This is a genomic window from Sphingobium sp. AS12, assembly GCF_019097845.1.
Taxonomy (GTDB): domain Bacteria; phylum Pseudomonadota; class Alphaproteobacteria; order Sphingomonadales; family Sphingomonadaceae; genus Sphingobium.
In genome coordinates, this window is record NZ_JAHRGM010000024.1 from 18,186 (window position 1) to 29,866 (window position 11,681).

13 protein-coding genes are annotated in these 11,681 nt (G+C 63.7%); 10 read left to right on the forward strand and 3 right to left on the reverse strand.

What is annotated here, in order from left to right:
* The first annotated feature begins 86 nt into the window (after nucleotides 1–86).
* The 6 genes from secE (at nucleotide 87) to KRZ98_RS08965 (ending at nucleotide 6,010) form a co-directional block, all read left to right on the forward strand.
* Nucleotides 87–293 (forward strand): preprotein translocase subunit SecE, encoded by a 207-nt coding sequence (secE, locus tag KRZ98_RS08940; protein WP_066857860.1) that lies wholly within the window; start codon nucleotides 87–89, stop codon nucleotides 291–293.
* 39 nt (nucleotides 294–332) lie between these two features.
* Nucleotides 333–869 (forward strand): transcription termination/antitermination protein NusG, encoded by a 537-nt coding sequence (gene nusG / locus KRZ98_RS08945; RefSeq protein WP_006968004.1) that lies wholly within the window; start codon nucleotides 333–335, stop codon nucleotides 867–869.
* Between the two features lie 216 nt (nucleotides 870–1,085).
* Nucleotides 1,086–1,517 carry a 50S ribosomal protein L11 gene (rplK, locus tag KRZ98_RS08950; RefSeq protein ID WP_119749317.1) on the forward strand — a complete coding sequence of 144 codons (432 nt, stop codon included), beginning with the start codon at nucleotides 1,086–1,088 and terminating at the stop codon, nucleotides 1,515–1,517.
* A 4-nt stretch (nucleotides 1,518–1,521) separates the two neighbouring features.
* Nucleotides 1,522–2,220 carry a 50S ribosomal protein L1 gene (gene rplA, locus KRZ98_RS08955; protein ID WP_217673225.1) on the forward strand — a complete coding sequence of 233 codons (699 nt, stop codon included), beginning with the start codon at nucleotides 1,522–1,524 and terminating at the stop codon, nucleotides 2,218–2,220.
* 255 nt (nucleotides 2,221–2,475) lie between these two features.
* The gene (locus tag KRZ98_RS08960; protein WP_217673226.1) at nucleotides 2,476–4,266 is read left to right on the forward strand and encodes a DEAD/DEAH box helicase; all 1,791 of its coding nucleotides are present in this window, start codon (nucleotides 2,476–2,478) and stop codon (nucleotides 4,264–4,266) included.
* A 205-nt stretch (nucleotides 4,267–4,471) separates the two neighbouring features.
* Nucleotides 4,472–6,010, forward strand: a complete 1,539-nt coding sequence (locus KRZ98_RS08965; protein ID WP_217673227.1) for a cryptochrome/photolyase family protein — start codon at nucleotides 4,472–4,474, stop codon at nucleotides 6,008–6,010.
* Here KRZ98_RS08965 and ybaL read toward each other — a convergent pair.
* Nucleotides 6,007–7,644, reverse strand: a complete 1,638-nt coding sequence (ybaL, locus tag KRZ98_RS08970; RefSeq protein ID WP_217673228.1) for a YbaL family putative K(+) efflux transporter — start codon at nucleotides 7,642–7,644, stop codon at nucleotides 6,007–6,009. The two genes, KRZ98_RS08965 and ybaL, sit on opposite strands and share 4 nt — an antisense overlap.
* A gap of 54 nt (nucleotides 7,645–7,698) precedes the next feature.
* Nucleotides 7,699–8,091, reverse strand: a complete 393-nt coding sequence (locus KRZ98_RS08975) for a hypothetical protein (protein ID WP_217673229.1) — start codon at nucleotides 8,089–8,091, stop codon at nucleotides 7,699–7,701.
* A gap of 189 nt (nucleotides 8,092–8,280) precedes the next feature.
* Here KRZ98_RS08975 and rplU point away from each other — a divergent pair, with 189 nt between their 5' ends.
* The 3 genes from rplU to KRZ98_RS08990 all read left to right on the forward strand — a co-directional run bounded on the left by rplU (nucleotide 8,281) and on the right by KRZ98_RS08990 (nucleotide 9,796).
* Nucleotides 8,281–8,646: a 50S ribosomal protein L21 gene (gene rplU, locus KRZ98_RS08980; RefSeq protein ID WP_217673230.1), complete on the forward strand. Its 366-nt coding sequence runs from the start codon at nucleotides 8,281–8,283 to the stop codon at nucleotides 8,644–8,646.
* 32 nt (nucleotides 8,647–8,678) lie between these two features.
* Nucleotides 8,679–8,948 carry a 50S ribosomal protein L27 gene (gene rpmA / locus KRZ98_RS08985; protein ID WP_017183119.1) on the forward strand — a complete coding sequence of 90 codons (270 nt, stop codon included), beginning with the start codon at nucleotides 8,679–8,681 and terminating at the stop codon, nucleotides 8,946–8,948.
* Between the two features lie 272 nt (nucleotides 8,949–9,220).
* Nucleotides 9,221–9,796, forward strand: a complete 576-nt coding sequence (locus tag KRZ98_RS08990; RefSeq protein ID WP_217673231.1) for a GNAT family N-acetyltransferase — start codon at nucleotides 9,221–9,223, stop codon at nucleotides 9,794–9,796.
* Nucleotides 9,797–9,877: 81 nt separating this feature from the next.
* Here KRZ98_RS08990 and KRZ98_RS08995 read toward each other — a convergent pair whose 3' ends face one another.
* The gene (locus tag KRZ98_RS08995; protein WP_217673232.1) at nucleotides 9,878–10,444 is read right to left on the reverse strand and encodes a GNAT family N-acetyltransferase; all 567 of its coding nucleotides are present in this window, start codon (nucleotides 10,442–10,444) and stop codon (nucleotides 9,878–9,880) included.
* A gap of 100 nt (nucleotides 10,445–10,544) precedes the next feature.
* On the opposite strand from KRZ98_RS08995, the gene obgE reads away from it, so the two are divergent.
* Nucleotides 10,545–11,645, forward strand: coding sequence for a GTPase ObgE (gene obgE, locus KRZ98_RS09000; RefSeq protein WP_217673233.1), 1,101 nt, complete (start codon nucleotides 10,545–10,547; stop codon nucleotides 11,643–11,645).
* Nucleotides 11,646–11,681: the final 36 nt, after the last annotated feature.

An 11,681-nucleotide genomic window follows, 5' to 3' on the forward strand; every position in this document is an offset into this window, starting at 1 on the left:
TCCCCCGGACGCCGATATGGGCGGGATCGGGAGGGCGGACTATTGCTTCGCGTTTTGGTGTTTGTGCAAAGGGTTTGAGGCAGGCGATGGCGAAGGTTTCCCCCGGCGAATTCGTCAATCAGGTGAAAACCGAAGCGTCGAAGATCGTGTGGCCCACGGGTCGCGAAACGGTCATGACCGGCGTGATGGTTGTCATCATGACGACGCTGCTGGGCCTCTTCTTCTTTGGCATCGACACCTTCTTCGGTGCGATCGTCCAGTGGCTGCTGGGCCTTGCGGCGGGTCAGGCGTGAACGTGACTGCGTTGGTTTTTGGGAGTTTGAAACGGTAACATGGCGCGCTGGTACATCATCCACGCCTATTCGGGCTTCGAGAACAAGGTCAAGGAATCGATCCTGTCCGAAGCGGAGCGCATGGGCCTGACGCAGCTGGTCGAGCAGGTCGAAGTGCCTGTCGAAACCGTGACCGAGGTAAAGCGCGGCAAGAAGGTGCAGGTCGAGCGCAAGTTCATGCCCGGCTATGTCCTGGCCAAGCTCGCGATGAACGACGACATCTATCACCTGATCAAGAACACGCCCAAGGTGACGGGTTTCCTGGGGTCGATGGGCAAGCCGCAGCCGATCAGCGAATCGGAAGCCGCGCGTTATTTCGGCGCCCGCAAGGAAGCCGAAGCCGCCCCCAAGCACAAGGTCAGCGTCGATTACGAAATCGGCGATGCGGTCAAGGTTTTGGACGGTCCTTTCGCCAGCTTCAACGGCACGGTCGAGGAACTGGATTTCGAAAAGAACCGGGTCAAGGTGTCGGTGTCGATCTTCGGTCGCGCGACGCCTGTGGAACTGGATTTCGAGCAGGTAGAGCTTTCCAAATAAGGAAAGCTCGTGTCCCGGCGAAGGCCGGGATCCAGGGCGTCTGGGCGTGACGTCGCATGATTTCGCCCTGGGTGCCGGATCAAGTCCGGCATGACGGGGCAAACAGAATTTCCGGGCAACCGGGAATAAGCGCGGGAGGAGGCTTTGCCTTCGTTTGCACCGCTAAACTTGAACCGGGCGCGCTTTCGGGCACGCCCAGCAACAGAGTGAGTCATCATGGCCAAGAAGATTACGGGCTATATCAAGCTCCAGGTGCCCGCTGGAGATGCCAAGCCTGCCCCGCCGATCGGCCCAGCACTGGGTCAGCGCGGCGTGAACATCATGGAATTCTGCAAGGCGTTCAACGCGCAGACGGCCAATGTCGAAAAGGGCACGCCCCTGCCGACGATCATCACCGTCTATGCGGACCGCAGCTTCACCTTCACGATGAAGCAGCCGCCTGCCACCTTCCTGATCAAGAAGGCGATCAACCTGAAGTCGGGTTCCAAGGAACCGGGCAAGATCGTCGCTGGCAAGATCACCCGCACCCAGCTGACCGAAATCGCGCAGGCCAAGATGGTTGACCTGAACGCGAACGACATCGACGCAGCAACGAAGATCATCGAAGGCTCCGCTCGCGCGATGGGCCTCGACGTGGTGGAGGGCTAAGACCATGGCAAAGCAGACCAAGAAGGCGAAGGCTCTGGCCGCCGCGATCAACAAGGACAAGCTGCACGGCGTTGACGAAGCGCTGGGCCTGATCAAGACCCATGCGACCGCCAAGTTCGACGAGAGCGTCGAAATCGCGATCAACTTGGGCGTCGATCCCCGTCACGCCGACCAGATGGTCCGTGGCGTCGTCACCCTGCCCGCAGGCACCGGCAAGGACGTTCGCGTCGCCGTGTTCGCCCGCAACGACAAGGCGCAGCAGGCGCTCGACGCCGGTGCCGACATTGTGGGTGCCGAGGACCTGCTGGAATCGATCCAGGCCGGTAACATCGATTTCCAGCGCGTCATCGCTACGCCGGACATGATGGGCCTGGTCGGTCGTCTGGGTAAGGTGCTTGGTCCCAAGGGCCTGATGCCGAACCCCAAGCTTGGCACCGTGACCCCGAACGTCGCCGAAGCCGTGAAGGCCGCCAAGGGTGGCCAGATCGAATTCCGCGTCGAAAAGGCCGGTATCATCCATGCGGGCCTGGGCAAGTCGAGCTTCACCGCCGAAGATCTGCGCAAGAATTTCGACGCCTTTGTCGATGCGATCGTCAAGGCCAAGCCGACCGGCTCGAAGGGCAAATATGTGCGCAAGATCGCCCTGTCCTCTTCGATGGGTCCGGGCGTGAAGGTCGATGTGGCGGAAGTCGCCGCAATCTGATTTTTGCGCTATAGACAATCAGGCAAGCCTCCTTCCTCGCGAAATGGGGAAGGAGGCTTTCCTGTTTTAGGGAACGGCAAACAGGTCGTTCCCCTCAACCGTTCAGGCTGAGCTTGAACGGAGGTTGGTTTCCAACCTGGAACCGGAGTGTGCGACCTTGCACTCCGGGCGTCCGATCGATCGGGCGGAAGGAACAGGTCTTTTGGTATCCGTCGGCATATGGCGGGTCGCTATTATCCGATGGAATACAATAATATGGCATTTGAAACTCTACCCCCTATCCTCGCGCAGGCGCTCACGACCAAGGGCTATGAAAGCCTGACCGAAGTGCAGGCGTCCGTCATCGAGCCTGAAGCGATTGGCCGCGACATGATCGTGTCGGCCAAGACCGGATCGGGCAAGACCGTCGCCTTTGGCTTGGCCATGGCCAGCGAATTGCTGAACGAGGAAGGCCGCCTGCCGCCTCCAGCGTGGCCATTGGCGCTGGTGATCGCACCGACGCGCGAACTGGCGTTGCAGGTCAGCCGCGAACTGGAATGGCTCTATGCCGGGGCGCGCGCGCGCATCGCCACCTGCGTTGGCGGCATGGACGCGGCGCGGGAACGCAAGGCACTGGCGCAGGGCGCGCATATCGTCGTCGGCACGCCGGGCCGTCTGCGCGACCATCTGGAACGCGGCGCGCTCGACCTGTCAGCGCTCAGGACCGCCGTGCTGGATGAAGCCGACGAAATGCTCGACATGGGGTTCCGCGAAGATCTGGAGGGCATACTCGACGCCACCCCCGATGGCCGCCGCACATTGCTGTTTTCGGCGACCATGCCCAAGCCGATCGTGGCACTGGCCCGTCGCTATCAAAAGGATGCGTTCCAAATCCAGTCCGCCGGCAATGATCGCGGCCATGGCGACATCAGCTATCAGGCGATGACCGTCGCGCCCGCCGACATTGAAAATGCCGTGGTCAACCTGCTGCGCTTCCATGAGGCGGAGACGGCGATCCTGTTCTGCGCGACGCGCGACAATGTGCGCCATCTCCACGCCAGTCTGACCGAACGGGGCTTTGCCGCCGTGGCGCTGTCGGGCGAACATAGCCAGAATGAGCGTAACCATGCGTTGCAGGCGCTGCGCGACAAGCGGGCGCGGGTGTGCGTGGCGACCGACGTTGCAGCGCGCGGCATCGACCTGCCGACGCTGACTTTGGTGGTGCATGTGGAAATTCCGCGCGATGCGGAAACCATGCAGCATCGGTCGGGCCGTACCGGTCGTGCGGGCAAGAAGGGCACCGCCGTGCTGATCGTCCCCTATCCGCGCCGTCGCCGGGTGGAAGGGATGCTGAAGGGTGCGAAGATTCCCGTCGAATGGACGTCCGCCCCCACCAAGGAAGCGATTGCCGCGCAGGATGCCGAGCGTCTGCGCGCGCGCCTGCTGGAGCCGATGGAGCTGGAAGAGTCCGACTGGGCGCTGGGCGGCGAATTGCTGGAAGCCAAGAGCGCCAAGGAAATCGCGGCCATGCTGGTGCGGTCCGCCCGCGCCGCGCTGCCCGCGCCCGAAGAGTTGCTGGACGGCAGCGATGCCCCCGCCCGCCGTGAAGGGCCGCGCCCCGGTTTCGAGGATACCCAGTGGTTCCGCATGAATATCGGCCGCACGCAAAATGCAGATCCGCGCTGGATTTTGCCGTTGATCTGCCGTCGCGGTCATGTGTCGCGCGGAGACATTGGTGCGATACGCATCACCACCAACGACACGATGTTCGAAATCCCCAAGGCGATCGCGTCCAAATTCCTGGCCGCCGTCCGCCGCACCGGCGAAGCGGGTGACGAGGGCGCGGACGTGCTGTTCGATCCGGTCGATGGCGCCCCGCGCGAGGAAGCCCGCGAAAAGCGCAAGCAGCTGCGTCCCGCCAATGGCGACCGTCCCAATCGCACCGGCCCGCCCCGTGGCGGTCCGGGCAATTTCTCGCGTGGTGGCGCCGCCCCGCACAGCCCGCGTCCGTTCAAGGGCGCTGGCGCCGGTGGTCCACGCAAGGGTCCGCCGCGCAGCCGGGGGTAAGTTGCAAGATACTTACACATCCGTTCGTGCTGAGTAGAGACTGAGCTTGTCGAAGGCTCGTATCGAAGCATTGTGCGCGTACGCATCCTTCGATACGCCATTTCGACTTCGCTCAATGGCTACTCAGGACGAACGGTGTTGAAGTAAACCAGCACACTTTAGAACAGCTAGGAGCCAAAGGGGCCGTCGGTCATTGCTGTAGGGCATGACCGACGGCCCCTTTCTCATTGTGGTACTGGGCGACCAGCTGACGCCCGACATCGCCGCGCTGCGCGACGCGGACAAGGCGCGCAGCGTCGTGCTGATGATGGAGGTGGCGGATGAAACCACCTATGTCCGCCATCATAAGGCAAAGATCGCCTTCATCCTGTCCGCCATGCGCCACCATGCCGAACGGCTGCGGGCGCTGGGGTGGACCGTCGATTATGTGGCGCTGGACGATCCGGCAAATAGCGGCAGCTTCACTGGCGAGGTTGCTCGCGCCATCGAGCGGCACATGCCCGCCGCCGTCCATGTGACCGAGGCGGGCGAATGGCGGGTGCGCGCGATGCTCGACAGCTGGGCATTGCGGTTCGGCCTGCCGGTCACGATCCATGAGGATGACCGTTTCCTCTGTTCCCACGTGGAGTTCGACACTTGGGCGGCAGCGCGCAAGCAGTTGCGGATGGAGTTTTTCTATCGCGACATGCGGCGCAAGACCGGGCTGTTGATGACCGAGACGGGCAAGCCGGAAGGCGGCGACTGGAATTATGACGCGGAAAACCGCAAGCCCCCGCCCCGGCGCGACTTGCTGATGCCCCAGCCGATCCGCTTCCGGCCCGACGCCATCTCGCAGGATGTGCTGGCGCTGGTCGCGGATCGCTTTGCCGACCATATCGGCAGCCTCGACCAGTTCCATTTTGCGGTGACGCATGAGGAAGCGCTGCGCCAGCAACGCCGATTTCTGGACGAGGCGCTGCCGCGCTTTGGCGATTATCAGGACGCGATGCTGACGGACGAGCCGTTCCTGTGGCACTCGATCCTGTCGCCCTATATCAACGCCGGGCTGCTCGATCCGCTGGCGCTCTGCCGCGCGGTCGAGGCCCGCTATCGGGCGGGCAAGGTGCCGCTGAACGCGGCGGAGGGCTTCATCCGCCAGATCATCGGCTGGCGCGAATATGTGCGCGGCATCTACTGGCATGAAGGGCCGGACTATGCGCGGCGCAATGCGCTGGGGGCGACGCGGCCCCTGCCCGGCTTCTACTGGACGGGTGACACGGACATGCACTGCATGGCCCAGGCGATCGGCCAGACGATCGACCATGCCTATGCCCATCATATCCAGCGGCTGATGATCACCGGCAATTTCGCGCTGCTGGCGGGTATCGAACCGCACGCCGTGCATGTCTGGTATCTGGAGGTCTATGCCGACGCCTATGAATGGGTCGAGTTGCCCAACACGCTGGGAATGAGCCAGTTTGCCGACGGTGGCCTGCTGGGGTCAAAGCCCTATGCGGCGAGCGGCGCCTATATCAACCGCATGTCGGATTATTGTGCGTCCTGCCACTATGATGTGAAGCAGCGTGTGGGCGAGGATGCCTGCCCGTTCAACGCGCTTTATTGGGATTTTCTGGCCCGCAACGAAAAGCTGTTGGGCGGCAATGTGCGGCTGGCCATGCCCTACCGCAATTGGGGCAGGATGGCGGAGGAGGACCGCGCGGCGATCAGGGATCAGGCCGCGCGGTTTCTGGGTGCGCTGGATTAATTCGCGCCGCACAGGCTGAGCATACGGCCCGCCAGTTCCCGTTCGCCCATCACCACATGGGGGACGCCGAGTTTCTCCAGATAATCGACCTCCGCGTCGCTGTGCGCGCGGGCGATAACCGCCAGCTTGGGGTTCAGGCGGATCGCATGTTCGTGGATCGCGCCGCCCTCAAAACCCTCCGGCACGGCGATCAGCAGGTGATGCGCTTCCTTCACGCCCGCTTTTATGAGGTGGCGGTCCTCCAGCGCATTGCCGCGCACCACGGACAGTCCGGCGGCTTGCGCCTCCTCGGCCTTCTCCGCGTCTCCTTCGATCACCACGAAGGGGACGGCGCGCTGGGTCAGGCGGGTGGCGATCAGCTTGCCGACGCGACCATAGCCGACCAGCACGACATGGCCCATCGCCGGACGCGCGGCGGCGATGCGGGCGGCTTCGGCATCGACCTCCTCCTGCTTGCGGCCGCGCACGGCGAGCGAGAAGAGGATGGGGTTGAGGAAGATCGAGACGATCGCGCCTGCCAGGATCAGGTCGCGTGCGTCGGCAGGCAGCACGCCAAGGCCTGTCCCCAGCGTGACGAGGATGAAGGAAAATTCGCCGATCTGCGCCAGGCTGACCGCGATGGTCATGGCGGTGTCGCCCGGTTTGCCGAACAGGCGGACGATGGCATAGGCGGCGATCGATTTGCCCACGATGATGATCGCGACGGTGGCGAGCAGCGGCAGCGGCTGCTGCACGAGCACGGCGGGATTGAACAACATGCCGACCGACACGAAGAACAGCACCGCGAAAGCATCGCGCAGGGGCAGTGTCTCTTCAGTCGCGCGGCGGCTGAGCGGGGTTTCGCCCAGGATCATGCCAGCGAAGAAAGCGCCCAGCGCGAAGGACACATCGAACGCATAGGCCGCGCCGAACGCGACGCCCAGTGCGATGGCGAGGACGGCGAGGCGGAACAGCTCGCGCGATCCGGTATGGACGACCCAGTGCAGCGCCCAGGGAATGACCCGCCGCCCGACGACCAGCATCAGCGCGACGAAGCCCGCCACCTTGAGCAGTGTGCCGACCAGCGGCGCGATCAGTGCGCCCGCCCCCGCCCCGGAATCGGCGTCGTTGATGACGGCGGCGAGGGCTGGCAGCAGGACCAGCGCCAGGACCATCACCAGATCCTCGACGATCAGCCAGCCGACGGCGATTCGGCCCCGCTTCGTTTCGACCAGATCAGCGCCCTGCAAGGCGCGCAGCAGCACGACGGTGCTGGCGACCGACAAGGCAAGGCCAAAGACGATGCCCCCCATCAGCGGCCAGCCCATGACATGCGCCAGTGCCATGCCAAGGCCGGTCGCGACCGCGATCTGCACCAGCGCGCCGGGGATGGCGATATGCTTGACCGAGAGCAGGTCTTTCATCGAGAAATGCAGCCCCACCCCGAACATCAACAGAATGACGCCGATTTCGGCCAGTTCATTGGCGAGGCTGGCATCGGCCACGAAGCCGGGGGTGAAGGGACCAACCATGATCCCGGCGAAAAGATAGCCGACGAGTGGCGAGAGTTTGAGGCGATGCGCGATCGCCCCCATGATGAAGGCGACGACAAGACCGGCAACGATCGTGCCGATCAAGGGCGTGTGATGAGGCATAGGCAAATCCTTGTTCCGAACGAAGGCCCGCGCACTGGGGCCAGAGTCGATTCGTCAGGAACAGGCAGGGGGTGCGCGCGCGAGCCTGGAACGGGAGTGAACGCCGGATCGCACCATCGCTGCTGAAAGAGAAAATGCCGGAACGGCACATAACCGCCAGAGGATGAGTAAAGAGGCTGCCGCGACTGCCAGCAGCAGGTGAAAGGCCGACGGACCATCGCCGTCCAGCCGGGCGGTCTGCACCGTCTGCGGAGGGAGCGGCGCGCGCGCCTTTATCACCACATCGCTCGTCGCGGGATTGAAGGCGGACCCTGCGACCAGGCTAAGCGGCGGCCCTAGCGGCGCGAGGGCGGAGAGCAAGACGATAGCAATCAGCATCCGCAGGGCAGCGATGACTGGCAGGCGTTGGCCCGCAAATCCTTTGCTGTCTGCTCCGATGCGCTTCATGCGTGCCACTATCCCTTTATCCTGCTATAGATAGGGTAAGGCAGGTGGAAAACCACCCCCTGAACCGGCCCATCATGGTTGACAGGTCCGAGTCATTCCACTACCGGGCCACATTCCCGCGCGGGTCGGCTAAGGCTTCATGTCTTTGGTGATTTGCGTAAAGCAGATTTGAACGAGAAGAGACAAGCCATGTTCGCTATCGTGCGCACAGGCGGCAAGCAATATCGCGTCGCCGCCGGAGACAAGATCGTCGTCGAGAAAATGGCCGGTGAGGCCGGTGACAAGATCACGCTGGACGACGTCCTGCTGGCCGGTGAAGGCGGCGACCTGAAGGATGTGGCCGGTCTGACCGTCGCAGCCGAGATCATCGCGCAGGCGAAGGGCGAGAAGGTCATCGTTTTCAAGAAGCGCCGCCGCCACAATTATCGCCGCAAGAACGGCCACCGTCAGCGTCACACGATCCTGCGGATCGTGTCGATCGGCAGCGAAGAGAAGAAGGCCAAGAAGGCCGCTGCCAAGAGTGATGACGCGGCCCCTGCCGCTGCTGAAGCCTGATCGCTTAGCGACTAGAATTAGGAGTTTAGACAATGGCACATAAGAAAGCTGGCGGTTCGTCGCGCAACGGTCGTGATTCGGAATCGAAGCGCCTTGGCGTCAAGAAGTTCGGCGGTCAGGAAGTGATCGGCGGCAACATCATCATTCGCCAGCGCGGCACCCGCGTCTATCCCGGCCGTAACGTCGGCATGGGCAAGGACCACACGCTGTTCGCGCTGGGCGAAGGCCGCGTGGTATTCCATGCTGGCAAGCAGGGCCGCAAATATGTGTCGGTCGACGCTGTGGCGCAGGCCGCCGAATAACGGACGACAAGATGACGGGTCGTCCTCCGCAAAGGGGCGATCCTCCCGACAGGGCCATCAGGCGCTGTCGGTTTTCTAGGGAAAAAGGGGCGCTCCTTCCACAAGGAACGCCCCTTTTTCGTTGCTACGGGCCTCCCCTCCACTTTCCCTCAAGTCCCTGGAACTAAAGCCCTTCCCGCGCGTCATGCGGGCGGGGCCAGTCCAGAAAGCCACAGCGTCGTCAAGCCGTCATCATTGGCGGCTATCGGCGCAGACAAAGAGGAGAGACGAGAATGTTCGCCCGTACCCCCCGCCTGCTCCTGCGTCCGGGCTGGATGGAGGATGCCCCTGCCCTGGCCCAGACCATTGGTGACCCGGCGGTCCTGCGCAACCTGACCCGCGCGCCCAGCCCCTATGGCTTGGCGGACGCACAGGAATTTCTGGCCCGACCGCAGGATGTGCGCCAGCCCAGCCTGCTCGCCTTCACCCGGACCCATGGCGCGCCGCGTCTGGTCGGCGGCTGCGGCGTCATGCGCGCCGAAGATGGCGGCCATGAACTGGGCTACTGGATCGCACGCCCCTATTGGGGGCTGGGTTTCGCGACCGAAGCCGCGCAGGCGGTGCTGCGCATGGCGCGCGCCAACGGCGTGGACGACATCCGCGCCGCCCATTTCGCCGACAATGGCGCGTCGGGCAATGTCCTGCGCAAGCTCTGCTTTCGCCATAATGGCCGGGTCGAAGCACGCTTCAGCCCGGCCCGCGGCTGCACCGCACCCTGCCTGATCTTCGAGGAAGGCGCGGTGGCGCGAAGTGGGGACGATCCGGCGATGGATCTCTATGCCGATGCCTTGCCTGCGATGGCGGCGTAATCCTCCCCGCTCGCTGGGAGGTGGCACGCCGAAGGCGTGACGGAGGGGGTGAGGTCTGGACGCGAGACTTGTGTCAGGCGGCTAGCCCCCTCCGCCGGCTGCACCGGTCCCCCTCCCCGTGCCGGGGAGAAATGGCCGATCGAAAACCCGGATCGCCTTGCCCCCCAACACCGCATCGCCCAATTCCGTAAAGCCCAGCTTTTCCGCCACCCTGATCGACGCGCCATTGTCCGGCTCGATGATGCAGCGGATCGCGGTCCCGTCCAGATTGGCGTTGGCCCAGCCTAGCACCGCGGCCATCGCTTCGGTCGCCAGCCCCCGGCCCCAGGCCTGCGGTCCCAATACCCAGCCTGCCTCCGGCACACCGTCCAGTTCGGGCAGGCCACGCGCGGCGCTCAGCAAGCCCGCCTCGCCAATGACCGCGCCGGTCGCGCGATCCTCCATCACCCACATGCCATAGTCCAGCAGCGACCACATGCCCGCATAGCGCAGCAGGCGGAACCACACGGCCTGCGCATCCTGCGGCGATCCGCCGATATGGCGGATCACCGCCTCATCACCCCACAGCGCACAGCAGGCGGAATAGTCCGCAAGGCCGTGCGGGCGCAGGATCAGGCGGTCGGTATGGAGCACGGGCGCGGTCATCATGCCGCGATCAAAGGCCGCTCCGTTCGGCCCGTCAACAACCAGTTGCTTATCCCCTCGCACAGAGGTTACATTTCACGCCATTAGGCGCTATGGGCGCCCCATGCATTTTCTCGATCAAGCAAAAATCTTTATCAAGTCCGGCTGGGGTGGCCCCGGTGCGGTCAGTTTCCGGCGCGAAAAATATGAAGAATATGGCGGCCCGGACGGCGGCAATGGCGGCAAGGGCGGCGACATCATTTTTGAAGCGGTGCAGGGTCTCAATACCCTGATCGACTTCCGCTACACCCAGCATTTCAAGGCGCAGCGCGGCACGCCGGGCATGGGCAAGAATCGCTATGGCGCGGGTGGCAAGGATCTGGTCATCAAGGTGCCGGTCGGCACCCAGATATTGTCCGATCCCAAGCCCATCGAGGGCAGCGAGGATGAGGACGGCATTCCCGATTATGAGGATCAGGATGTGCTGGCCGACTTCACCGAGGTGGGGCAGCGCGTCACTTTCCTGCGCGGCGGCGATGGCGGGCGGGGCAACATGTCCTACAAGACCAGCACCAACCGCGCCCCGCGCCAGCATGGCACGGGCTGGCCGGGCCAGGAAATGTGGGTGTGGCTGCGGCTGAAACTGCTGGCCGACGTCGGCTTGGTCGGGATGCCCAATGCGGGCAAGTCGACGCTGATCAATCAGGTCACCAATACCAAGGCAAAGGTCGGCGCCTATGCCTTTACCACCACCAAGCCGCAGCTGGGCGTTGTGCTGCACAAGCAGCGCGAATTCGTGCTGGCCGACATTCCGGGCCTGATCGCGGGTGCAGCCGAAGGCGTGGGGATTGGCGACCGGTTTTTGGGCCATATCGAACGCTGCCGCGTGCTGCTCCATCTGATCGACGCGACCGGTGACGATCCGATCGAGGCCTTCCACATCGTGCAGGACGAATTGTCCGCCTATGGCGAGGGGCTGGACGAAAAGCCGCAGATCGTCGCGCTCAACAAGGGCGACCTGCTCGGCCCGGAGCTGATGGAGGATATTGCCGACCAGCTGCGCGAGGAAGGCGTGGAGGATGTGTTCATCATCTCCGCCGGGACCGGCGAGGGCGTGGAAGCGCTGCTCGACGCGATCCTGCCGATCGTGGGCCAAGCACTGGACGATGCGAAGCCTGAAAGCGATGGGGACGAAGAAGGCGAGAGCCCATGGTCGCCGCTCTGACCTTCATCCCCTCCCCTGAAGGTGAGGGGCTTTGCT